The sequence below is a fragment of the Phocaeicola acetigenes genome (assembly GCF_027529745.1).
GTDB classification, from domain to species: Bacteria; Bacteroidota; Bacteroidia; order Bacteroidales; family Bacteroidaceae; genus Phocaeicola; species Phocaeicola acetigenes.
In genome coordinates, this window is sequence record NZ_JAPZVM010000003.1 from 121,201 (window position 1) to 145,837 (window position 24,637).

A 24,637-nucleotide genomic window follows, 5' to 3' on the forward strand; every position below is an offset into this window, starting at 1 on the left:
TATTACTTGTTTTCCAATTTACGTTTACGATAACTATTGGGTGTTTCGCCTACATTTTTATAGAATGCAGCATAAAACGATTGGCGGTTGGCAAACCCTACCATCGCACTGATTTCTTCTACATTCTTATCCAAATAGCGCTTATCAATCAACAAATGCAACGCATCTTTTATACGATATTCGTTCAGCAAGCATGAATAATTCATACCAAAACGAGAATTTATAACAGCCGATAAATAACGGGTATTTGTTTTTAACTCTTTCGCCAAATCTTTTGCCGAAAAATTCACATCCTTGTACTTCTTTTGCACTACTATTATATGCAAAATTTTATCGTACAATTCATCTGCCAACTCAGCCCTAATCATATTGCGATATGCGGCATCCTTAATCTTCTTTTCGCGCAAATTATAAGGTTTCTTCACAAGAACCTCATTCGTTGCCATTACACTCGTTTCGTCTCTCATCTGTCTTTATTAATTTAATTTTTTGCTATGTAGTACAAATTTGATAAGTTTTTTTTATTTAGCAATTAATTTAGACATCAAAAATACTTAAAAGCGATATTTTTATTTCATTATTTCTTTACTATGCAAACTTCATGGTAGAGTTCTGCTTTCTACACATTGCATAATTCAACAAAAATTAGTTTATCTTTGCCGCTTGAAATACCGGAAAAGAAAACATGATATTAAAGACTTTAAAAGCATATTTCGGATACACACATTTCCGTCCTCTACAAGAAGAAATTATTACCCGAATCTTAAGTAAAAAAGACACGCTTGTGTTAATGCCTACCGGAGGAGGAAAGTCCATTTGCTATCAGTTGCCGGCGTTGCTTATGCCTGGAACTACAGTAGTGGTATCACCTCTTATTTCACTGATGAAAGATCAGGTAGAAGCACTGCAGGCCAATGGTATCATAGCCCGGGCACTCAACAGCACTAACGATGAAACCACAAATGCCAACCTGCGCTTTGAATGTATGCAAGGCAGGGTAAAATTACTTTATATTTCCCCGGAAAGACTGATGTCGGAATTGAACTTCTTACTGAAAGATATCAATATTTCACTGTTTGCTATTGATGAAGCTCACTGTATATCACAATGGGGACATGATTTCCGTCCGGAATACACGCAGTTGAAAGCATTGCGCCAACAATTTCCACATATACCGATTGTTGCATTGACTGCAACAGCCGACAAAATCACCCGGCAGGATATCATCCAACAACTGGCAATGAAAGATCCTCAAATATTCATATCATCTTTCGACCGCCCCAACCTGAGTCTGGATGTGAAAAGAGGATTTCAGCAGAAAGAAAAAATCAGAACGATTCTGGATTTTATCGGACGACATAAGAACGAAAGTGGTATTATTTACTGCATGAGCCGAAACAATACAGAGAAAGTGGCCGACTTACTGGAAGCACAAGGCATACGGACAGCTGTCTATCATGCCGGACTAAGTACTGCTGCACGCGATGCTGCCCAAGATGACTTCATCAACGACCGAGTACAAGTGGTCTGTGCTACGATTGCGTTTGGAATGGGTATCGACAAATCGAATGTCAGATGGGTAATCCATTACAACTTGCCCAAAAGCATTGAAAGTTTTTATCAGGAAATAGGAAGAGCCGGAAGAGACGGACTTCCCAGCGACACCCTGCTTTTCTACTCGTTCGGCGATATTGTCATGTTATCGAAATTTGCGGCAGAAAGTAATCAGCAGGAAATCAATTTGGAAAAGCTGAACCGTATGCAACAATATGCTGAAGCAGACATATGCCGACGTCGTATTTTGCTGAATTACTTTGGAGAGACGATGACACACGATTGTGGTAATTGTGACGTATGCCGGAATCCTCCTGAACGGTTTGACGGTACCATCATCGTACAAAAAGCGTTGAGTGGTATTGCTCGTACTGACCAACAAGTCGGAATCAGCACTTTAATTGACCTTTTAAAAGGAGCCGCGACGCAAGAAATCATTGAAAAGAAATACGACCAACTAAAGACTTATGGGGTAGGAAGAGACATTCCTGCTCGCGACTGGCAAGACTATCTGCTCCAAATGCTAAACCTCGGTTATTTTGAAGTGGCCTACAATGAAAAGAATCACTTGAAAATAACAGAAGCAGGAAAAAAAGTTCTGTTTGGAAAAGAACGGGCACAACTGGTAGTAATCAAAAGAGAGGAACATCTGGGGCAAGAGTCAAAAAGAGGAAAAAAGAAAGCCAAAATACAAGAGCCACAAGCACCGGTACTTACTCCGGCTGTATTCGAAAACGAAGACGAATATCTGTTCGAAGAATTACGTGTGCTGCGAAAGAAGTTGGCAGACTCTCAAGCAATACCGGCCTACATTGTGTTGTCCGACAAGACCCTTCACCTCTTATCCTCTGCAAAGCCGACTACCATAGAAGCGTTCGGAGAAATCAGTGGTATCGGTGAGTTCAAGAAAGAAAAATACGGCAAAGACTTTGTAGAAGTCATTCGCCGTTTTCTGAATAAATCTAGTAAATAAGACTAATATGGAAGCATGAGTATATCTCATGCTTCTTCGTCTCCTTCGTCTTCACGTACTGGAGTTGTGGTAACAAGGACCTTGTCAATACGAGCACCATCCATATCTACTACCTCCAGCGTAAAGCCATTCCATTCGATGGTTTCTCCACTCGTCGGAATATGCTGTAACTGCTGAAGAATAAGTCCACCCACAGTATTATATTCTGAATTCTCGAATAAATCCAAACGGTTAAAATAGTATAGAAAATCATAAAACGGACATTGTCCTTCTACCAGCCATCCCTCTTTATTTACCCGCTTGATGATATCCGGTTCTTCCTCTGCATTGTCCATCGTTCCAACCAGTCCTTCCAAAATATCTTTCAATGTAATAATACCGGTACAAGCACCAAACTCATCACAAACCAGCGCACGGCTAACGCGCTGAATTTTCATCTGTTCCAGCGCCTTATAGACATTCATACCTTCGTGAAAATAAACAGGTTCGCTGATTAATGAAGCAAGATCAAAATCGGGTTTGTACAAATGAAGAACCAAATCTTTCAGCAAGACAACTCCTTTGACATGGTCTAAATCGCCTTCTGCTATCGGGTAAAACTCATACAGTTCACTTTGTACCACTTCTTTCACTTCTGCCGGAGTCATTTCAGTATCCAGCCAGACAATGTCGTTTTTATGAGTCATGATTGACTCAATCTTCAAATCACCCAACAAAAAGACACGTTGCACAATATCCTGTTCTACCGGCTGTACCTCTCCATCTTCTGTACCCTCCTGGATAATCGATTTAATTTCTTCTTCGGTTACTTTGCTGTCCGTATCCTTTATACCCAATAAATTGAACATGGCAGAAGTACTCTTTGAAAGCAACCACACAAAAGGAGAAGCAACAATAGAAAGAACATTCATCGGTCGGGACACCAGTTTTGCAGCCTTTTCGGCAACACTTAATCCAATACGTTTAGGAACCAGTTCTCCGAAGATAATAGTCAAATAGGTCACCACAACCACAATCACACCTTGTGCCAGTGCAGAGGCATAAGTAGCAGACACTCCCCATGCAAGCATTGTATCGGTCAAAGATACTGCAATCTTATTTCCCGAATAGATACCGGTAAGAATTCCAATTAAAGTAATACCGATTTGTACGGTTGAAAGAAAGCGGTCAGGCTCGTTAGCCAGTTTCAAAGCTATATTAGCAGCTTTATTTCCTTTTTTTGCATCAGTAGAAAGTCGTGATTTACGTGCAGAGATTAATGCCACCTCAGACATGGCAAAGATTCCATTTAAAATGATAAGTCCAATAATTATAAAAATTTCATCCATAGATAAATAACATGTTTATGTCGAAACAAATTTAACAGAATGTTCATTGACAAACATGGAATAGTCTAGAAATTATATTGTTTTAACAGAATTTTCAACACAAAATATTTACTACACCTTATAACACCTTACAATTTGGATACTCCATTACCCATATACAATATATATATCCTTCTCCTATGCTTCCACGAATACCATATAAAAAAATACTTTACCCCATTCTTCTACCGAGGATATTCTCCTGTGAAGCAGATAGACAAATATTACCTGCAAACAAAAAAGAAAATTCACTATCTTTGCCGGAGTACTCTCATAAAAACAAATATGAAGCGGATAAAAATAACACCACCCGATACAGTACATGCTACTATCCAGTTGCCTTCATCGAAGAGCATCTGCAACCGCGCCTTGCTTATTCATGCACTGGCTCAAGGGAATTGTACATTAGAGAACTTGTCGGATTGCGACGATACCCGCGTGATGGTACGCGCCTTGCAAGAACTTTCTCCTACTATCGATATCATGGCTGCAGGTACAGCCATGCGCTTCCTTACAGCCTTTTTATCGGTGACAGAAGGTACGCATCTTATTACCGGTACAGAGCGGATGCGCCAGCGCCCCATTCAGATACTGGTAGACGCTCTCCGTTCGTTGGGAGCCGACATCGAATATGCCGAAAATCCTGGTTTCCCTCCGCTTCGCATCACAGGACGCAAGCTTACAAACAGAGAGATTACCTTACCCGGACACGTCAGTTCGCAGTACATCTCTGCCTTGCTGATGATTGGTCCGGTACTTCCCCAAGGACTTCATCTGAAACTGACGGGAGAGATTGTTTCACGCCCGTACATCAATCTTACCTTACAACTGATGCACGACTTCGGAGCAGAAGCCGGCTGGTTGTCGGATAATGAACTGGAAGTAAAGCCTCAGCCCTACAAGGCTCGCCCTTATTACGTAGAAAGTGATTGGAGTGCAGCTTCATACTGGTACGAAATAGCCGCATTGTCTTCAAAAGCTACTATCCAACTTCCCGGTCTGTTTGAAACCAGTTACCAAGGTGATTCGAAAGTAGCAGAACTGTTTCGTATGTTAGGAGTTGAAACAAGCTTCGACAAACAGACTGTGACGCTCACCCATACAGGAAAATGTGTAGCACGTATGGAATACGACTTCGTAAACCAGCCCGACCTGGCACAAACATTTGTCGTTACCTGTGCATTCCTTGATATTCCCTTCCGCTTTTCCGGACTGCAAAGTCTGAAAATTAAGGAAACAGACCGAATGGCTGCACTTATTACCGAAATGAGAAAGTTAGGATATCTACTGAAAGAAACCGACGGCTCCGTACTCTCTTGGGAAGGCGAACGTACACAAGCCGATGAAAATCCCGCCATCGATACCTACGAAGACCATCGCATGGCAATGGCTTTTGCACCGGCGGCTATCAAATTAAATGAATTGCGGATAAACAATCCCCAAGTCGTATCGAAATCATACCCACACTATTGGGAAGACTTACAAAACGCAGGATTTCAACTAACAGAAGAATAACAGATTATGTGGATACTTGTACTTATATTAATCGGAGTAGCATTGTTCGGCCTTGCAGCCGGTTATTTCTACAACCGAAACATTCAAAAGAAAATAGAACGCGGAGAACTGACCGAAGCTCCCGAAATTGTAGAAGTAGACAGTGAATGCTGCGGCCAGCATCAGATTTGTGAAAAAGAAAGTCTGCTGGCTGCCGTCAGTAAACAGATAGAGTATTACGACGACGAAGAGCTGGACCGATTTAAAGGACATGCTTCCGACAGCTACACAGCAGAAGAAATAGATGAATTCCGCGAAATACTTTTCTCGATGAAAGAAGAAGAGGTAGCCGGATGGAGCCGGAGCCTGCAGTTAAGAGGAATCGAACTGCCGGATGAATTGAAAGACGAACTCTTCCTCATTGTAGGAGAGCGCCGTTTCCACTAATTCCATTATTCCATCCTTTATCCCCAAAACCCATTATGCAATGATAGATTTATTCCAATACACTTTTTTTCAAAATGCCCTTTTGGGCAGTTTGTTTGCAAGCATAGCCTGTGGTATTATCGGAACCTACATCGTAACACGCCGGCTGGTTTTTATCAGTGGTGGAATAACCCATGCATCTTTTGGAGGTATAGGTATCGGACTGTATACCGGAATATCCCCTATACTGGCAGCAGCAGTCTTTTCCATCTTATCGGCCTTTGGAGTAGAATGGCTGAGTAAACGCAACGACATGCGTGAAGATTCGGCCATAGCCGTATTCTGGACATTCGGTATGGCTGTAGGTATTATTTTCAGTTTCCTGGCTCCGGGATTCAAGCCGGATTTGTCTTCTTTTCTGTTTGGTAATATTCTGACTATCACTTATGCCGACATTTATCTTTTAGCCGGACTGAGTATCGCACTGACAGCATTCTTTACCCTGTTTATGCGACCGATTGTCGCCATCGCTTTCGACCGGGAGTTTGCGCGTTCCCAACGGCTTCCTGTAGCATTGTTCGAATATATTCTGATGGGATTCATCGCTCTGACTATCGTATCATGCCTGCGTATGGTAGGAATCGTATTGGCCATTTCGTTACTGACACTTCCACAAATGACAGCCAATCTGTTTACTTACCGTTTTAAATATATCATCTGGCTGTCCATTGCTATCGGATATTTCAGTTGTCTGGGAGGGCTGTGGCTTTCCTACCAGCTTCAAGTGCCTTCCGGAGCGGCCATTATCTTTACCTCTATACTCATTTATGCTGCAGCCAAAGTATACAAGAGTTGCGTAAAACAAAAAGGCTAAACTTAGCAACCTAATAAATCAACCTGATAACCATATATAAAAAAGGAGGCCAGATAATTAGTCCGCTTATGAGCTGAGGACACAACACCGTCCTTAATTTATATCCTTTTTTATACAATCGTATACTCCAATATACAGCCCCTATCAGAATAAAAGAGTATGAATTCAAAGCCAAAGCAATTAATGCCGTTAACAGAAAGTTCGATGGGTTATCGAAAAGAAAAGCAGAGGTTAAGGCCACAAGAGGAGCAGCCAAGACAGGCAGTAAAAAAACAATATTAAAAAGAATCATCACAAACGGGACTTTTATCTTTCCTGCTTGATTCCTACAGATTTTATTTTCTTTCTCCATACCACTCAAAAAGGTTTCAATAAAAGTAAGAAAAAACATCTATACTTCTTTCCTTCCATTGCTTTTTAACGTTACATATAAAAAACACCTCCAGAAAACAACAAATCACTCCCCAAAAGCAAAAAAATATCCGTACATTTGCTTTTACTAAAAACGTAATATAGAAATAATATGGAAATCAAAATCAATTCCCTCGAACAAATCCACGATGCAGCCAAACAGTTTATCGCAGCAATGGGCGACAATACCGTATTTGCATTCTATGGTAAAATGGGAGCAGGAAAAACCACTTTTATCAAAGCTGTATGCGAAGAGCTGGGAGTAACTGATGTCATCAACTCACCAACTTTTGCCATTGTTAATGAATACCGTTCGGAAGATGCCGGCGAACTGATTTACCATTTCGACTTTTACCGTATCAAAAAACTGGAAGAAGTATACGATATGGGATACGAAGACTACTTCTACAGCGGTGCACTTTGCTTCATTGAATGGCCGGAACTGATTGAGGAACTTCTTCCTGGAAATTCTGTCAACGTAACCATTGAAGAAAACGAAGACGGAACCCGTACAATCCGATTTGAAGAGGCCTGATCATGACAATGCATTATATCATACAAGCGATATTTGTGATAGTAGGACTGCTGGCTATTCTGGCAGCCCTATTCAATTGGGACTGGTTTTTCAATGCTCACAATTCGCAATTCATCGTTTGCAATGTAGGACGCAAACAAGCACGTCTGTTCTACGCACTTTTGGGATGCATGATGGTGGCAACCGGAATATTCTTTTTTCTCTCACTACAGGGAATCATCTGATCTCTGCAGAAGGCATAGTAACAGACTTTGCCGTATATCTACTATAATCTTGCAGCCCATCCATACAAGTCGTATCGTGTAGCCGACGGCACCGGCTGTACAACCGACGACATTGGCTCTTCATCCGACGGCGTCGGCTCTACATTCACCGACGACGGATTCAAGGAAATATCTGTACAACCAACCGGCTATAACTGTAGCAGATCTATACACTATTCTTACAAACAGAGAATGTACACATAAAAAAACGTTACTAATACCGTAAATCACGATAGTAGTAACGTTTTTCCTTGCAATAGGAACGGGTCTCCCCTCTTCTCCGATTAATCTACCTGTCCAAGAGAATTTCCGTATTCCATTTCTCCCTGTACGACAAAGAACACATCATCGGCTTCGAAAGGTCCCATACCATCTTTCTGAGCTTCCTTCATGATGTAGCTTACAATTTCATCCTGGTCGATATTGATGTAACCTTCTTCATCAGGCTGCGCGTCCAGACATCCGCTGGTTGTATAATACTCTACAATCAGATCGAGCATGTAGTACAAATCGTCGTCTGAGAACTTATCTTTCAAATCTTGAGGCAGATAGTTCTTGATGAATTCTACACATCTTTCATCGTCCTCATCTTCCAATAAGAAATCGTCTTCCAAGCTCATAGTCTTTATTTTTTATTTTAACAATGCTTCTACTTTTGCCTGCAAAGCAGCTTTTGTTGTAGCACCTACCTGTTTGTCTACTACTTCACCGTTTTTGATGAACAATACAGTAGGAATATTACGTACACCGAACTGACCCGGCAATTCAGAGTTTTCGTCTACATCGCACTTACCGATGTTTACGCTGTCTTTGTATTCTTCAGCCAATTCTTCAATGTATGGAGCAATCTGCTTGCAAGGACCACACCAAGTAGCCCAAAAATCCAACACCACAGGTTTACCTTCTGCTACAATCGCTTCAAAGTTATCGTCTTTAATATTCAATGCCATAGTTTTATTATTTTATTGTTTAACAATCATTTTGATTACAAATATAGCTAATTTATCTTATAGTCCAACATCGGCTGGCTTTTTAAATAATTTATCAACTCTTTTCCCACACTTACCTTTATAGTGTGCGACAAAAGATTGACATGCATCTGTCCGTCTTCATCTTGAATAAAGAAGCCCAGTTCGGCATTTCCGGGATGTTCTTTTATAAGAACAGACAATTCCAAAATCATCTCATCGGTAATAGCAGACAATGGAGCTGTTACGGTAAGTTTTTCTACCACTTTCTCCTTTACCTCCGGAAGTAACTCAATCTGGTTGATTTTAACCTCCCACTCTTCCTGCTTCCATTTTTTGGGCTGACATTTACCGTGCATATACAAGAACATACCTTCGGAAAAGAAGTTCTTTTTCTCTACCCATTCGTTTCCAAAGAAAGCAAACTCGGCTGCTCCCGAATAATCTTCCACTTTGGCAACTCCATAAGGCTTTCCGGTCTTGGTATAACCTTCGCGCACAGCTGTTACAATACCCCCCAACACCAAATCGCGATTCTGCAGAGGAGTCAAGTCGGCCAGTTCGGCCATATGGGCATTGCAGACATTTTCCAATATGACAGCAAATTCATCCAGCGGATGGGCAGACAAATAGATACCAACCAACTCACGTTCTTTATTCAAACGTTCCAAAGCTCCCCACGATGGAGCTTTTACAATTTCCGGAGTAGCCATCTCGACCTGATGTTCTCCTCCGAACAATGAATTGACTGCAGCAGCCTTGTCCATCTGATACTTGTTTCCGTAACGTACCAGGACCTCCACAAATGTTTCATCTTTTGCATTTTTCACAAAGAAGTCTTCGCGCTTGATGCCATCGAAACTGTCGAATCCTCCGGCCAAAGCCAAGTTTTCAATATTCTTACGGTTGCAGGCAGAGAGATTGACACGCTGGACAAAATCAAATATATTTTTGAAAGGTCCACCTTTTTCACGTTCAGTCAAAATACTCATTACCGCCGATTCGCCCACTCCTTTAATTGCTCCCAAGCCAAAACGGATATCTCCCTTACGGTTGACAGAGAACTTCAGGCTACTTTCGTTGACATCCGGTCCCAATACATTTACCCCTGTAGCCTTACATTCGTCCATTAGTTTCGTGATTTCGGTAATGTTCGAAATGTTACGGCTCATCGTGGCTGCCATGTATTCAGACGGATAGTTAGCCTTAAGATAAGCAGTCTGATAAGCCACCCACGAATAGCAGGTTGCATGCGATTTGTTGAAGGCATACGATGCAAACTTCTCCCAGTCTGCCCAAATCTTCTCCAGCACCTGAGGGTCGTGTCCGTTCTTCTTTCCGCCTTCGATAAACTTCGGTTTCATATGATCCAGCTTGTCGCGCAGCTTCTTACCCATGGCCTTACGCAAGGCATCCGATTCGCCTCGAGTAAAATCGGCCAACAAACGCGACAGCAACATCACCTGCTCCTGGTACACCGTAATACCGTATGTATCTTTCAGATACTTTTCCATTACCGGAATATCATACTCGATAGGCTTGCGTCCATGCTTACGGTCGATGAAATCCGGAATGTAATCCATCGGTCCCGGACGATACAAGGCGTTCATCGCAATCAAGTCTTCGAAGGTACTTGGCTGCAATTCTCGCAAATATTTCTGCATACCGGCAGATTCGAACTGGAACGTACCGATGGTTCTTCCTTCACTATATAACTTATAAGTAGCCGGGTCATCAATAGGAATTTCGTCAATATTCAGCACAATCTGTTTGCTGACCTTAATATTCTCCAGAGCCTCCTTGATAATGGACAGTGTCTTCAGTCCGAGGAAGTCCATCTTGATAAGTCCCGTATCTTCAATGACCGATCCTTCGTATTGGGTAACCAGCATCTTTTCTCCGGTTTCCTTGTCATCAGCAGTACTGACCGGCACCCAGTCTGTGATATCGTCACGGCAAATAATGGTACCACAGGCATGTACACCGGTATTACGCACGTTGCCTTCCAACATTTTGGCATACTTGATGGTATCGCGCAAAACCGGATCGGACGAAACTTCTGCGGCCTGCAGTTCGGGCACGTATGCAATGGCATTGGGCAAGTTCAGTTTCTTATCCGGAATCTTATCGGGTACAAGCTTACACAAACGGTCCGATTCCGACAAAGGCAACTTCTGTACACGTGCCACATCCTTAATGGCCAGTTTGGTAGCCATTGTACCATACGTGATAATATGTGCCACCTTTTCCTGTCCATACTTTTCCGTTACCCAGTTCAAGACGCGTCCTCGGCCATCATCATCGAAATCGACATCGATATCAGGCAAAGAGATACGGTCCGGATTCAGGAAACGTTCGAACAGCAAATCGTATTTGATAGGGTCGATCTGAGTAATACCCAAACAATATGCTACAGCAGATCCCGCAGCCGAACCACGTCCCGGTCCTACCGACACATCCAGTTTCTCGCGAGCTGCCGTAATGAAGTCCTGCACAATAAGGAAGTAGCCAGGGAAACCCATTGTCTTCATAATATGAAGTTCAAACTTGATTCGTTCCTGCACTTCTTCATTCAACACTTCCCCATAGCGACGGCGTGCTCCGTCGTAAGCCAGTTTTGCCAGATAATCGGCTTCCAGTTTGATACGATACAATTTTTCGTATCCTCCCAAACGCTCAATTTTCTTCAATCCGTCTTCTTCACTCATGACTACATTTCCGTTTTCATCACGAGTAAACTCATCAAAAAGATCCTTTTCAGTAAACTTCCGTCTATATTCTTCTTCGGTTCCAAACTCTTCGGGAATGGCAAAGGTAGGCATGATGGGCGCATGGTCAATAGAATAGAATTCTACCTGATCGCAGATATCTGCCGTATTGGCCAATGCTTCGGGCACATCCGCAAAGATTTCATTCATTTCCTCCCGCGTTTTCATCCATTCCTGCTTGGTATAAAGCATACGTTTAGGATCGTCCAAATCCTTACCTGTGCTTAAACAAATCAGACGGTCATGCGCCTCGGCATTTTCTTCATCGACAAAATGGACGTCGTTTGTACAAACCAGTTTGATATCATACTTTTTGGCAAGCTCTATCAGCTTCTGGTTTACCACTTGCTGCATGGGATACACTTCATGGTTGGCGCGTGGAACAGTAGCCTTATGACGCTGCAACTCCAGATAATAGTCGCTGCCAAACAGATTCTTGAACCAGCGGATTGTTTCTTCTGCCTCTTCTATCTGACCTGCACTGATTTTCCGGGGAACTTCACCACCCAGACAGGCCGAACAGACAATCAATCCTTCATGGTATTTCTCCAGTTCCGCACGGTCGGTACGCGGACGCATATAAAAGCCTTCAGTCCACGCTTTCGACACCAATTTGATTAAGTTATGATAACCTTTCAGATTCTTTGCCAATACAACAAGGTGATAACCGCTTTGGTCTTGCTTTCCATCTTTATTGAAAAGCCGGCGACGTGCCACATACATCTCACAGCCAATAATCGGCTTAAAAAGACGTTTCTTTGCAGCTTCCAGTTGCTCCTTGCAGGCTGCAATCTCCGCTTCCGGATTGTCTGTCTCTGTTTTTCCCGCCTCCAATGCAGCCAGTTTCTTCTTCAAATCTTTTATCTCACCATTTGTACCTCCGTTCTTCTTGTTCACATAGTTAAAGAACTCCTTGATACCAAACATATTTCCATGATCGGTAACAGCAATACCACGCATTCCATTTGCTATGGCCTTATCGACCAGCCGGGAAATGGAAGCCTGACCATCCAAGATAGAATACTGGGTATGTACGTGCAAATGAACAAAATCTTGCATATTGTTGTAAAAAAATAAAATCGTATCAAAGATACCGAGGTTTTACAGAACGAACAAAAAGTAACATATAAACTTAACCATCATGAATACTTTTTAGCGAAAAAAGGAAGAAAGTTGCAATTCTAATCAATGTTTATTTGCAGAGTTTTCAAAATAACGTTATTTTTGCACGATAAATGTAGACTTTGTTATGACCCGATTGAATAAAATAAAAAAAATCAGAATACATCACGAAGGCACTCACATCCTTATTATCAGCGCAGCTTTATTATTGCTTATCAATGCCGCACTATATTGGGGATTGGAGTGTAAAATTCCATTTTATGTGGTTTCGGTCATCAGTTTAATTCTTTATTTACTGATGGTCAATTTTTTCCGATGCCCAATCCGTTTATTCAACGGTAATACAGAGAAGATTGTCGTTGCTCCGGCGGATGGAAAAATCGTTGTAATCGAAGAAGTAGACGAACATGAATATTTTCATGATCGCCGACTGATGATTTCTATATTCATGAGTGTGACCAATGTGCATGCCAACTGGTATCCGGTAGATGGTACCATAAAACATGTAGATCATCATAACGGACGTTTTATGAAGGCATGGCTTCCCAAGGCAAGTACCGAAAATGAACGCTCAATGGTAGTTATTGAAACTCCGGAAGGCCATACTGTCATGGCACGCCAAATTGCCGGTGCAATTGCCCGTCGTATTGTTACCTACGCTACAAAAGGAGAAGAATGCTACATCGACGAACACATGGGATTCATCAAGTTCGGCTCACGAGTTGACGTATATCTTCCTGTAGGAACAGAAGTCTGCGTAAAAATGGGACAGGCTACAACAGGAAACCAAACCGTAATTGCTAAATTAAAATAAAAAGACAAGGAGGAGGTACGATTATGGCCAATGTTATCATCCGAAACATTCCAAATACAATCACTTGCTGCAATTTGTTCTCCGGATGTATTGCCAGTTACATGGCACTGCAAGGCTGTTATACGCTTGCATTCCTCTTTATCGTAATTGGGGCAGGCTTTGATTTTTTCGATGGAATGACAGCTCGTCTGTTGCATGTATCAAGTCCGATAGGAAAAGAATTGGACTCATTGGCCGATGATATTACTTTTGGATTTGCTCCTGCTGCGATTGTTTTTTCTTTATTCAAAGAAGTATATTATCCCGAGTTTCTGACTCCAATTGCCGAATATATACCTTATACTGCTTTTCTGATTTCAGTCTTTTCGGCATTGCGATTGGCCAAATTCAATATCGATGTACGACAAACCAGTTCATTCATCGGTATGCCGACTCCTGCCAATGCTTTGTTTTGGGGTTCACTGACCGTAGGAGCCCACAATTTCTTGGTATCTCAATACTTTAATGCAATCTACCTTTTTCTGTTGGTAGTTGTCATGTCATTATTGCTGGTTGCTGAACTACCCATGTTTTCATTGAAATTTAAAAACCTTTCATGGAAAAGCAATAAAATCAGTTATATCTTCCTGGCTGTCAGCATCCCTTTACTGATTATCTTCCAGCTCAGTGGTTTTGCAGCAGTTATTTTATGGTATATCCTACTCTCTATTGTAACTCGTAAAAAATCATAAAACAACAATTATGGCACGGTTGTTGTTAATATCATTATAAAATATAACGACAATAACTATGTTTGGATTTTTGAGTTTCATATTCATATTTATATTTATTATTCTTATTCTTTTACTGTCGGCCGCAGCTAAAGTTGTAGGAAGCATATTCCGTACAGGAAAGCGTATGACAGAAAAGATGACATCTTCTTCACAGTATACAGAAAAAGAAAGCACTTATCAGGAACGTTCTTCTTACGGTTCTTCTTCACAGTCTCCTGCACGAAAAAAGAAAGTATTTGATAGTGATGAAGGGGAATACATCGAGTTTGAAGAAATAAAAGATTAAGCCAAGACTAATCAGACTTATTATAATGTGTATGCAGTACACCGTTTTCAACTTTAAGATTACTGCATACACAACTACAAATCATCTCATCTTTTTGGTCTTTAATTCTTCCAAAAATGTTTCCAAAAGGCTATTATATAAAAGAAGGAATATTACAAGAAATAACGGAAGAATTTCTAAAAAGAAAAACCATTTTAAATTACAGTTATCCATTTACCCCATTCAAACACATTCTAAGAACGTTTTTACTGGAATTTTATTTCCCAATTTAGACAACCAAGAGATAGTCTATTTTATCAAGCAAAACTCTTTTTCTATCTTTGTACAGCTTTTAATGGTAACACAAGCGTTTCAAAAGGGAATATCGTGAAAATCGGTAACAGTACCCGCTGCTGTGATTTCCAAAGAACCAAGGCCAAGTATCATATACAGCCACTGCAATACACTTGCGGGAAGGTCGCCTTTGGGGAGGAATCAGTCAGAAGACCTGCCATGAAAAAGCCATTTATATCCATTACTTTTTCAAAAAGCTGTTATGAACACAAAAGAAATCTGCATTATCAAACGAGACGGAAAGCGGGAAGACTTTTCGGCAGTAAAAATCTCTAATGCCATAGGCAAAGCATTCGAAGCCACAGGCCTCAACGACCACCGTACCTTAATAGAAGAGATTACCCAGCGCGTTATCCTCCAAATCAACCAACCTACCATTGGAGTAGAGGATATACAAGACATCGTCGAGACTGAGCTAATGAAAGTACAACCAGAAGTGGCAAAAAAGTACATCATCTATCGTCAATGGCGAAACACCGAGCGCGAAAGAAAAACGCAAATCAAGCATATCATGGACGGCATTGTCGCCATCGATAAAAATGATGTCAACCTGAGCAATGCCAATATGTCAAGCCATACTCCGGCTGGGCAGATGATGACATTTGCTTCGGAAATCACCAAAGATTATACTTATAAGTATCTTCTTCCTAAAAAGTATGCAGAAGCACATCAGTTGGGAGATATCCACATCCACGATTTGGACTATTATCCTACCAAAACAACAACTTGCATCCAGTACGACCTTGATGATTTGTTCGAAAGGGGATTCCACACCAAAAACGGCAGCATCCGTACTCCTCAATCAATCCAGAGCTATGCAACACTGGCTACAATCATTTTCCAGACCAATCAGAACGAACAGCACGGAGGACAAGCTATCCCTGCTTTCGACTTCTTTATGGCAAAGGGAGTATTGAAAAGCTATCAGAAAGCAGTCACATCCATTCTGTCCTTCTATCTGGAAGTAAAAGGAGAAACAACCGTAAAAGAAGAAAGTCTCTCCGAAGCCATACATCAATATCTGATCTCCATTGAACCTAACTCCGAAATGAAAAAGGGGTTAGTAAAAGCATTACAGGCATCTGCAATTACAATCAATGCTGAAGAACTTGAACATATTCTGCATAAAGCATATGCTCAAACCAGAAAAGAAACCCATCAGGCCATGGAGGGATTCATCCATAACTTGAACACCATGCACTCGCGAGGAGGAAACCAAGTTGTATTCAGTTCTATCAACTACGGAACTGATACATCAGCCGAAGGACGCATGGTGATAGAAGAACTGCTGAAAGCTACCGTAGAAGGTTTGGGACAAAGAGGAGAAGTTCCGGTATTCCCTATCCAGATTTTCAAAATAAAAGATGGAGTATCTTATTCAGAAGCCGATTACCAGTTGGCTATCCAGGATTTTGATGCAGCACTTGAAGGAAAAATACAGTTCGAAGCTCCCAACTTTGACTTATTCTTAAAAGCATGTCGTACCACAGCCAAGGCACTGTTCCCTAACTTTATGTTCTTGGATACTCCTTTCAACCAGCACGAGAAATGGGACAAGAACGACCCGAAGCGCTATCGTTACGAACTGGCAACCATGGGATGCCGTACACGTGTATTCGAAAATCTGAACGGAGAAAAGACATCACTGGGACGAGGCAATCTCTCGTTCACCACCATGAACCTACCCCGACTGGCCATTGAAGCACGCATCAAAGCTGAAAACATGGCCGAACACACGCATCCTACCGCCATCGAACAACTGGCCAAGGACATCTTCCTTCAGTCGGTACACGAGATGTCGGAACTCATTGCCGAACAACTTTATAGCCGGTATCAATACCAACGTACTGCACTGGCCCGCCAGTTTCCTTTCATGATGAGTAACAATGTATGGAAAGGAGGAGGAAGTCTGAACCCGAACGACGAAGTGGGAGACACCTTGAAACAAGGAACACTGGGTATTGGTTTCATTGGCGGACACAATGCAATGGTAGCACTTTACGGACAAGGACACGGTCATAATCGCAAAGCATGGGAAACGCTTTACGAAGCAATTGAAGAAATGAATAAAGTAGCCGATGAATACAAACAAAAATACCATCTGAACTACTCTGTACTTGCTACTCCAGCCGAAGGACTTTCCGGACGCTTCACACGCATGGACAAACGCAAATACGGCCTTATCCCAGGAGTTACAGACAGAGACTATTATGTCAATTCATTCCATGTAGATGTGAAAGAGCCTATCAGCATTATCGAAAAAATCAAATGCGAAGCACCGTTCCATGCGCTTACCCGCGGAGGACACATCACCTATGTAGAGTTGGACGGTGAAGCCCAGAAAAACATCAAGGCTATTGCTAAGATTGTAAAAGTAATGCACGATGAAGGTATAGGATATGGTTCCATCAATCATCCTGTAGACACTTGTCACAACTGCGGATACAAAGGAGTAATTTACGATAAATGTCCAATCTGTAACAGTGAAAACATCATGCGCATGCGCCGTATCACCGGCTATCTGACCGGAGACCTGAACAGTTGGAACTCGGCCAAACGCGCAGAAGAAAAAGACCGCGTAAAACACGGTTAACCCGAATATGCTACATTATCTTTACACTTATCCAGAAACAATTGTCGACGGTGACGGCATCCGGTATTCCATCTATCTTGCCGGATGCAGCCACCGTTGCAAAGGATGTCATAACCCCTCGTCGTGGAATCCCGCAGCAGGCTTTCCACTGACAGAGGAAAAGCTCACTGCCATCATCCGGGAAATTAAGGCCAACCCTCTACTCGATGGAATCACTTTCTCCGGAGGAGATCCTTTTTATAATCCACAAGAGTTTTTACCTCTCATTCGCCGTATCAAAGAAGAAACCGGCATGAATGTATGGTGCTATACCGGATATACATACGAAGAACTGATTGCCTGCCCCGAAAAAGAAGCCATCCTGCACTATATCGACGTGCTGGTAGACGGACGTTTTGAGGAAGCATTATATTCTCCTTATCTGGAGTTTCGGGGAAGCAGCAACCAGCGAATTCTAGTGCTGAAATCAGGAAAAATAAGTTCCCATTTCTAAAAGAATTGATATAAATCATGAAAACGCACAAAACATGCAAAAACATGTTATTAAGCATTGTTTTTAAACAAAGAAGCCTTACCTTTGCATCGTGGTTGTGAAACCGATAAGATATTAAAACAATAAGAAAAAGCACAAAAGGTATTAGACTTACTTAGTTTAAGGTAAAATAAGGTATTAGATTAAGGTAAAAAAGCAATTTTATTCAAAGGTATTAGAATTTTGATAAGGTTTAGTTTTTTAAGGTATTAGTAAAAAGGTAATTGTTTTCAGGAATAGTTGATATAGGTATTAAGATGTAAAATTGCTTAAGGTATAAGAGAGAAAAGGATAACAAAGACAACAACTGAACGAAGAAGAGATGAAAAGAACCCTTAAATGGGGGTTCTTTAGGAGATCGGCGGGTTCTTAAGAACTTCGCTTTTTTTGTATCCCTATGTATCAAAAAAAAAGAATCGTCGCACACAGGCTGCACCACGGCCTTATAAAGGTCCAACAACCTCCGCGCGACGTCACTAAAATAATCCACAATATTATCCTACTGTAGTTTCTCCCTCAATGTATTGTTCAAGAAAAAGATTCTCCCCATCGAATACAGCATACGAGAACTCCGTAATCCAGTCTCCCAGAATCATCATCCGTACAGAACGACTTAACATCAGGTCGAGCATGATATGCCGGTGTCCATAAATAAAATAGTTAATATCCGGATGAGTCTTCAGGTAATCCTTAGTAAAGAGCACCAAAGCTTCCTTATCCTCTCCCATATATTCCGGCTCTCTTCCTCCTTCCCGTTTCATTCTGCTATGCTTCGCCCATTCCAAGCCGAAGTCTATACTCCATCTCGGATGCAACATGGAAAACATCTTCTGCAAAGTCTTACTATGAAACATTGTCCGCAGCAACTTAAACTTCCGGTCGCCGTCACCCAATCCGTCTCCATGAGCCAGGAAAAACTCTTTCCCGTAAATTTCACAAGTCAGCGGTCTGCGGTGAATAATTACCCCACACTCCTTCTCCAGATAGTCTCCGCACCAGATGTCATGATTTCCAATGAAGAAATGCACTTCAACCCCCATATCCGTCAGTTCCGACAATTTTCCCAAGAAGCGGGTATAACCTTTAGGAACCACCAGTTTGAATTCATACCAGAAGTCAAACATATCACCCAACAGATAAACAGCTGCTGCCTGATGCTTGATACTATCCAAAAAGTTGACCAGCCGGCGCTCCTGAGTACGTCCATGAGGAATAGCCCTGGAACCTAAATGAGCATCCGAAAGAAAATATACATTCTTCATTTTATCCGATTTTTATAACCACATCTGTTTCTTCAGGAAGAATTCTGTCTTGATTACAGAAATCCAAGTTCAAGTTTTGCCTCTTCGGTCATCATATCCTTATCCCATTCCGGTTCGAATACCAGATTGACCTGTGCAGACACCACACCCTCCACCGATTCTACTTTCTGGCGGATATCCTCCATGATGAAATCGGCAGCCGGACAATTGGGAGCAGTCAGCGTCATATCCAGAATCAGTTCTCCATTGTCCTGCAAATCAATTTTATAAATCAATCCCAAATCGTATACATTCACCGGAATTTCAGGGTCGTATACAGTCTTCAGTATTTCTATAATTTTTTCTTCAATCTTCAGTTTTGTTTCGTTATCCATCATACGTTGAATATTTAAAAATGTATAGCTGCAAATATAGTGAAAGGCGAGCGCAGTACCAAGGCAAAAGCTTGCTTTTGAACGAAGGTAATGCCAAGCCGCATCCTATATTCTTCAAATATAGTGAAAGGCGAGCGCAGTACCAAAGCAAAAGCTTGCTTTTACAATCTCCCTTCATCGGCATAACTATAATAAGCCCCGTCGGATATTATCACATGGTCGAGCATACGGATATTCATTGTTTGGGCAGCCTGAAACAACGATTGCGTCAAGCGGTCGTCCTCCCTGCTGGGAGCAATATTTCCCGAAGGATGATTATGACAAAGTACCAGCGAAGAAGCCCGTTTCAGAAGTGCTTCCCGCAATACACAACGCACATCGACCACCGTCGACGCCAGTCCTCCCTGCCCTATCCGCACACGGTCTATTACCCGAGAAGCCTGGTTCAACAGTAAAACCCAACATTCCTCCACCGGCAAATCGCACATAAAAGGATGGCAAAGCGAATAAATATCCTGTGAACAACGTATCTGTTTACGTTCACCCGGTTCCTCCGCCTTTCTCCTCTTGCCCAGTTCCGAAGCCGCTAAAATAGTAACGGCTTTCGCTGTTCCGATTCCCTTGTACCGGCACAAGTCTTCTACCGTACATTTTCCCAGTTCGTTCAGGCTGTTCCGGTAATCGCTCAGTACTTTCCGCATCAGTTCTACGGCCGATTCTTCCACATTACCCGAACCTATCAAGATAGCAAGAAGTTCTGCATTACTCAGTGCAGCCGCCCCATGCGCCATCATTTTCTCCCTCGGACGGTCTTCTTCCGCCCAATGGTTGATTGACAGTTTTTCTTTCATACAGTTATTTATAGAAATTCTTCTCGAAGGCAGAAAAGGCATCCTTTCCCAAGACACAGCGTTTCCACCATGCACGCAGGAAGCCTGTTCCATACCCCGTCAACTGTATAAATGAAGCTACGACAGAAAGTATACCAATTACAACACTTTTATTGCTAAGAGAAGCATCTATAAACACGATGAGTACAAACAAAGCCAAAGGCAGCAGACTCCACACACAAAGCAGTGAGCAAAGCAGCAAAAAGACGACTCCTACCGTAAAGACAGCAGGAAGCAGATGTACCAGTTTCAATGATTCCGGATATTTTTTATACAGATTGATACGAGCGATACCCGAATTGTGCACCTGCTTGAAGAACTTCTTCAAATCGGTACGGCGCTTATGCCACACCCACGCCTCCGGAAACAGACGACAGCGGTAACCGGCTTTGAAGATACGGATACTAAAGTCGATGTCTTCGCCAAAACGCATGTTCGAAAAACCTCCCAAAGCCCGATATGCTTCTGCACGTACACCCATATTGAAGCTGCGCGGATAGAATTTATCCATCTTTTTCTTTCCTCCCCGGATCCCCCCCGTAGTAAAGAAAGAGGTCATGGCATAATTAATGGCTTTCTGCACACGGGTAAACGAATCGTGCGCACGGTCCGGGCCGCCAAAGGCATCCGCTTCTTCTCTATGAAGTTCATCCTCTATTGCCTGCAAATATCCTTCCGGCAAAATACAGTCCGAATCCAGTATCAACAGAAACTCTCCTTTGCTGCGTTCTGCTCCATAATTGCGTGTCTGTCCAGGACCGGAATTGGGTTTACTGTAATAATGCACATCCAGTTTATCCCGATATTTGTTTACCACATCCTCGCAAGGCACAGACGAACCGTCTTCTACTACAATCACTTCAAAATCTTTCAAACTCTGGGAAACCAGACTTTGCAAGAGTTCGTCCACTTCATCCGGACGATTATACACGGGAATAATTACAGAATATCGCATAGTATCTTACATTTATACAAACAAAGATAAAAACTTTCTTTCCTATCCCTATCTTCTGTCAGCATTTATTTCAAGAAAGATGGCAGAAGCGGTCCACATTCCCGACATCCATATTTGAAAACAAAGCTCCACACGACTCCTTGCATCTCTTCCCACTACAGAATTCATGCTTCGTCCGACGTCGTCGGCTGTACAGCCGACATCGCTGTCTGCATAACCAATGCCGCCGGCTGTACAGACAACGACGGTGAATAAAGTATGCAACTGTTCATACACAAAAAAAACGGCTGTTACCTTTGCAGATAACAGCCGCTCTCCATTTATTTATTAGTCTCAGGCTTTTACACGACCTACGTATGAACCGTCACGAGTATCAACTTCGATTACTTCATCCTGGTTGATGAACAAAGGAACACGTACAGTTGCACCAGTTTCTACAGTAGCAGGTTTAGTAGCGTTAGTAGCAGTATCACCCTTCAATCCCGGTTCAGTGTAAGTAACCTTCAACTGAACTTTAACAGGAAGTTCTGCAAACAGGATAGTTTCAGTAGAAGCATCAGAAACCACTTCAACTACCATTTCTTCTTTCAAGAAATCTACACCTTCGATCAAATCGTGAGCGATAGGTACCTGTTCGAATGTTTCCTGATTCATGAAGATATAATCTTCTCCTTCTTTATACAGATACTGATAAGGACGACGTTCTACACGTACATCTTCCAGTTTTTCACCGATGTTGAAACGACGTTCCAATACATAACCGTCTACCACATCTTTCAGCTTAGTACGCATGAAAGTGTTACCTTTACCCGGTTTTACATGCAAGAAGTCAATACAGAAATACAGCTTGCCATCCATACGGATTGCTGTTCCGATTTTAATGTCTTGAGCATTAATCATAACTTTAAATCTTTATATTTATATTCTAATTACTGATTATTCTATTTCGAACGCAGGTGCAAAATTAATCTAAATCGAGAAAAAACACAAAAAGATTTGTCTAAAAATGATTTAGCTCTTGGTTTATTTAAAAAAAGTCACTAATTTTGCAGCCCGAACGCATAGAATAATAACATAAATAGTATATACGAAAATGAAAAGAACTTACCAACCCTCTAACAGAAAGAGAAAAAACAAACACGGTTTCCGTGAAAGAATGGCTACTGCTAATGGTCGCCGAGTATTGGCTGCACGTCGCGCTAAAGGCCGTAAAAAATTAACTGTATCTGACGAATACAACGGAGTAAAGGCTTAATCCTTTCTTCGAAATAAGATTTAAGTAAAGCCGCAAAGAAACGATATAAAGTTCTTTGCGGCTTTTTCTTCGGTCATCCATCCCATAACCCAGCAACCTTATCCTGTCGAAAAAGTCCTCCGCATTGCATAAGACGTAACCTCCAAAAGACAAAAGCCTGACAAAATGCAAAAGCCTCTCTCAAGAATCAACGACTTCGAACGTTTGTATAAAGAAAATTATACCCGACTATATTATTATGCATACCGCTTTATACCAGATGCAGAAGCATGTAAAGATATAGTGAATGATGTGTTTGAAAAAGCCTGGACAAACTTCGACAATCTGAAACCGGAAACGGCAAGCACTTATCTTTATATTCAGACGAGGAACAAATGCATTGATTATTTAAGGCATTTGCAGGTAGAAGAACAATACGCCGATTTTTACAAAGCCGTAACAAAAGAGGATATTGATACTTCTTTCGAAGAAAGAGAAAAACGAATTCAGAAAATTGAAAGTTTCATCGAAGACTTGAATGATCCGACTAAAACCATTTTGAAAAAATGTTATTACGAAAACAAAAAATATCAGGAGGTAGCAGACGAGTTCGGTATCAGCGTAAATGGCATCAAAAAACACATCATGAAAGCTTTACAATTATTAAGAACTGAATTTGGCACTAAAAAGGTACCTCAAAAGAACTCTTAAACGTATTATAATACAAAGAAACAATTATAAAGATGGAAGATAAAGACAAAAAAATACTACAAACGCTGGAAGCTATAAAACATCCGGAAAATTTTTCTCAGGAGGAGCTTGATGTCTTATTGAGCGATAAGGAGTGTGTAGAAATCTGCCAAGATTTACTGGACAGCCGTGAAGCTTTTGCACGTCTTCACTCCATAGCGCCTGATGTAGAAGCCGAATGGGAATCCTTCAAATCGAAACGGCTTTCTTCCCAAGTCTTATCACATTCCAAAAGGAGCACACACATATTACAAATTGGAGCTGCATTGTTAATTGCAGCCTCCATTGCCCTATTCTTCCTGTTGCATCCATTCGAAGCTTCATCCTACACAGTCTTCGAAGCCAGTCATACTGCACAAGTCATTTCAATTGAAAAAGAAAAAGGAATCAACACCATACATATTCCAAGAGGAATGACCAAACAGCTGACATTATCAGACGGCACCCGAATATGGCTTAATGCAGAAAGCTCACTTAAATATCCGGATACCTTCGAAGGAAAGGCACAACGTGAAGTGTATCTGGAAGGAGAAGCTTATTTTGAAGTAAGCAAAAATCCCCAGCACCCCTTCCTTGTCAAAACCACAGCTATTGAAACCCAAGTTCTGGGGACTTCTTTTAACATAAAGGCCTATTCTAAAAAAGATGTTCAGGTCACACTCTTGGAAGGAAGCATCAAGGTAAGCGACAAGCATCATAACAACATATTGTTGAAACCAGGTGAACATACCAATGAAAAATTACATAAAAGTCAAGTTGAGAATGTCAGCCAATATCGCGCCTGGACTACCGGAAGTTTCTATTTTGACAATACAGAGCTTATAGAAATCATGCGCGAATTAGGCCGATGGTATAACATTGACATTGTTTTCACCAACAAACAAATCATGGCAGAACGTTTACATTTTCAAGCAGATAGAAGCAGCTCTCTTCAAGAGGTATTGGAGTTGCTCAACAGCATGCAAAAGATAAAAGCTCAAATAGAAAACGATAAGGTCATTGTAGGAATTTGAATATCCTGAAAAATTTTATGTTTTTATGGTACCCGATTCTGGACAGCAACCGTATTACAGACAAAAGAAATCA

General features: G+C 41.6%; 25 protein-coding genes and 1 riboswitch. Of the genes, 14 read left to right on the plus strand and 11 right to left on the minus strand.

Annotated features, from left to right (window positions below):
- Positions 1-2: 2 nt before the first annotated feature.
- Entirely contained in the window at positions 3-467 is a 465-nt protein-coding gene (locus O6P32_RS05055; protein WP_269877166.1) for a helix-turn-helix domain-containing protein, read from the minus strand.
- A 221-nt stretch (positions 468-688) separates the two neighbouring features.
- On the opposite strand from O6P32_RS05055, the gene recQ reads away from it, so the two are divergent.
- Positions 689-2,527, plus strand: a complete 1,839-nt coding sequence (gene recQ, locus O6P32_RS05060) for a DNA helicase RecQ (RefSeq protein ID WP_269877515.1) — start codon at positions 689-691, stop codon at positions 2,525-2,527.
- Between the two features lie 26 nt (positions 2,528-2,553).
- On the opposite strand, the gene O6P32_RS05065 is transcribed toward recQ, so the two are convergent.
- On the minus strand, positions 2,554-3,855 hold the full coding sequence (locus O6P32_RS05065) for a hemolysin family protein (RefSeq protein ID WP_178266987.1): 1,302 nt from the start codon (positions 3,853-3,855) through the stop codon (positions 2,554-2,556).
- 324 nt (positions 3,856-4,179) lie between these two features.
- On the opposite strand from O6P32_RS05065, the gene O6P32_RS05070 reads away from it, so the two are divergent.
- The 5 genes from O6P32_RS05070 to O6P32_RS05090 all read left to right on the plus strand — a co-directional run bounded on the left by O6P32_RS05070 (position 4,180) and on the right by O6P32_RS05090 (position 7,858).
- Positions 4,180-5,409, plus strand: coding sequence for a 3-phosphoshikimate 1-carboxyvinyltransferase (locus O6P32_RS05070; protein WP_269877168.1), 1,230 nt, complete (start codon positions 4,180-4,182; stop codon positions 5,407-5,409).
- A gap of 6 nt (positions 5,410-5,415) precedes the next feature.
- Positions 5,416-5,835: a phospholipase gene (locus O6P32_RS05075; protein WP_269877170.1), complete on the plus strand. Its 420-nt coding sequence runs from the start codon at positions 5,416-5,418 to the stop codon at positions 5,833-5,835.
- Positions 5,836-5,875: 40 nt separating this feature from the next.
- Positions 5,876-6,688: a metal ABC transporter permease gene (locus tag O6P32_RS05080; protein WP_178266990.1), complete on the plus strand. Its 813-nt coding sequence runs from the start codon at positions 5,876-5,878 to the stop codon at positions 6,686-6,688.
- Positions 6,689-7,211: 523 nt separating this feature from the next.
- Complete coding sequence (tsaE, locus tag O6P32_RS05085) at positions 7,212-7,634, plus strand: tRNA (adenosine(37)-N6)-threonylcarbamoyltransferase complex ATPase subunit type 1 TsaE (protein ID WP_178266991.1); 423 nt, start codon at positions 7,212-7,214, stop codon at positions 7,632-7,634.
- Positions 7,635-7,636: 2 nt separating this feature from the next.
- Entirely contained in the window at positions 7,637-7,858 is a 222-nt protein-coding gene (locus tag O6P32_RS05090) for an immunity 17 family protein (RefSeq protein ID WP_178266992.1), read from the plus strand.
- Positions 7,859-8,181: 323 nt separating this feature from the next.
- Here O6P32_RS05090 and O6P32_RS05095 read toward each other — a convergent pair whose 3' ends face one another.
- Genes O6P32_RS05095 through dnaE form a run of 3 tightly spaced genes read right to left on the minus strand, consistent with a single transcriptional unit; the run spans position 8,182 to position 12,692 of the window.
- Positions 8,182-8,517, minus strand: a complete 336-nt coding sequence (locus O6P32_RS05095; RefSeq protein WP_178266993.1) for a hypothetical protein — start codon at positions 8,515-8,517, stop codon at positions 8,182-8,184.
- Positions 8,518-8,529: 12 nt separating this feature from the next.
- Positions 8,530-8,847 carry a thioredoxin gene (gene trxA, locus O6P32_RS05100; RefSeq protein WP_178266994.1) on the minus strand — a complete coding sequence of 106 codons (318 nt, stop codon included), beginning with the start codon at positions 8,845-8,847 and terminating at the stop codon, positions 8,530-8,532.
- Positions 8,848-8,894: 47 nt separating this feature from the next.
- Positions 8,895-12,692, minus strand: a complete 3,798-nt coding sequence (dnaE, locus tag O6P32_RS05105; RefSeq protein ID WP_269877171.1) for a DNA polymerase III subunit alpha — start codon at positions 12,690-12,692, stop codon at positions 8,895-8,897.
- A gap of 190 nt (positions 12,693-12,882) precedes the next feature.
- Here dnaE and O6P32_RS05110 point away from each other — a divergent pair, with 190 nt between their 5' ends.
- From O6P32_RS05110 to nrdG, 5 genes are all read left to right on the plus strand, one after another.
- Positions 12,883-13,569, plus strand: coding sequence for a phosphatidylserine decarboxylase family protein (locus O6P32_RS05110; RefSeq protein WP_178266996.1), 687 nt, complete (start codon positions 12,883-12,885; stop codon positions 13,567-13,569).
- A gap of 23 nt (positions 13,570-13,592) precedes the next feature.
- Positions 13,593-14,300, plus strand: coding sequence for a CDP-alcohol phosphatidyltransferase family protein (locus O6P32_RS05115; protein WP_269877172.1), 708 nt, complete (start codon positions 13,593-13,595; stop codon positions 14,298-14,300).
- Positions 14,301-14,358: 58 nt separating this feature from the next.
- Entirely contained in the window at positions 14,359-14,628 is a 270-nt protein-coding gene (locus O6P32_RS05120) for a DUF4834 family protein (protein WP_178266998.1), read from the plus strand.
- Positions 14,629-14,947: 319 nt separating this feature from the next.
- Positions 14,948-15,137, plus strand: a riboswitch (cobalamin riboswitch).
- A gap of 26 nt (positions 15,138-15,163) precedes the next feature.
- Entirely contained in the window at positions 15,164-17,554 is a 2,391-nt protein-coding gene (locus tag O6P32_RS05125) for an anaerobic ribonucleoside triphosphate reductase (RefSeq protein WP_269877174.1), read from the plus strand.
- A 7-nt stretch (positions 17,555-17,561) separates the two neighbouring features.
- On the plus strand, positions 17,562-18,047 hold the full coding sequence (gene nrdG / locus O6P32_RS05130; protein ID WP_269877175.1) for an anaerobic ribonucleoside-triphosphate reductase activating protein: 486 nt from the start codon (positions 17,562-17,564) through the stop codon (positions 18,045-18,047).
- Between the two features lie 533 nt (positions 18,048-18,580).
- Here nrdG and O6P32_RS05135 read toward each other — a convergent pair.
- The 6 genes from O6P32_RS05135 to efp form a co-directional block, all read right to left on the minus strand.
- On the minus strand, positions 18,581-19,348 hold the full coding sequence (locus O6P32_RS05135) for a UDP-2,3-diacylglucosamine diphosphatase (protein ID WP_178267001.1): 768 nt from the start codon (positions 19,346-19,348) through the stop codon (positions 18,581-18,583).
- A gap of 53 nt (positions 19,349-19,401) precedes the next feature.
- Complete coding sequence (locus O6P32_RS05140) at positions 19,402-19,722, minus strand: metal-sulfur cluster assembly factor (RefSeq protein ID WP_178267011.1); 321 nt, start codon at positions 19,720-19,722, stop codon at positions 19,402-19,404.
- 161 nt (positions 19,723-19,883) lie between these two features.
- Entirely contained in the window at positions 19,884-20,573 is a 690-nt protein-coding gene (radC, locus tag O6P32_RS05145; protein WP_269877176.1) for a RadC family protein, read from the minus strand.
- 4 nt (positions 20,574-20,577) lie between these two features.
- The gene (locus O6P32_RS05150; RefSeq protein WP_178267003.1) at positions 20,578-21,567 is read right to left on the minus strand and encodes a glycosyltransferase; all 990 of its coding nucleotides are present in this window, start codon (positions 21,565-21,567) and stop codon (positions 20,578-20,580) included.
- 48 nt (positions 21,568-21,615) lie between these two features.
- Positions 21,616-21,843 (minus strand): hypothetical protein, encoded by a 228-nt coding sequence (locus O6P32_RS05155; RefSeq protein WP_269877178.1) that lies wholly within the window; start codon positions 21,841-21,843, stop codon positions 21,616-21,618.
- 57 nt (positions 21,844-21,900) lie between these two features.
- Positions 21,901-22,467, minus strand: a complete 567-nt coding sequence (gene efp, locus O6P32_RS05160; RefSeq protein WP_178267005.1) for an elongation factor P — start codon at positions 22,465-22,467, stop codon at positions 21,901-21,903.
- Between the two features lie 193 nt (positions 22,468-22,660).
- Between efp and rpmH the strand changes: the two genes are divergently transcribed.
- The 3 genes from rpmH to O6P32_RS05175 all read left to right on the plus strand — a co-directional run bounded on the left by rpmH (position 22,661) and on the right by O6P32_RS05175 (position 24,564).
- Positions 22,661-22,822 carry a 50S ribosomal protein L34 gene (rpmH, locus tag O6P32_RS05165; RefSeq protein WP_022038806.1) on the plus strand — a complete coding sequence of 54 codons (162 nt, stop codon included), beginning with the start codon at positions 22,661-22,663 and terminating at the stop codon, positions 22,820-22,822.
- A gap of 165 nt (positions 22,823-22,987) precedes the next feature.
- Positions 22,988-23,512 carry an RNA polymerase sigma-70 factor gene (locus tag O6P32_RS05170; protein ID WP_178267006.1) on the plus strand — a complete coding sequence of 175 codons (525 nt, stop codon included), beginning with the start codon at positions 22,988-22,990 and terminating at the stop codon, positions 23,510-23,512.
- 32 nt (positions 23,513-23,544) lie between these two features.
- Positions 23,545-24,564 carry a FecR family protein gene (locus tag O6P32_RS05175; RefSeq protein ID WP_178267007.1) on the plus strand — a complete coding sequence of 340 codons (1,020 nt, stop codon included), beginning with the start codon at positions 23,545-23,547 and terminating at the stop codon, positions 24,562-24,564.
- Positions 24,565-24,637: the final 73 nt, after the last annotated feature.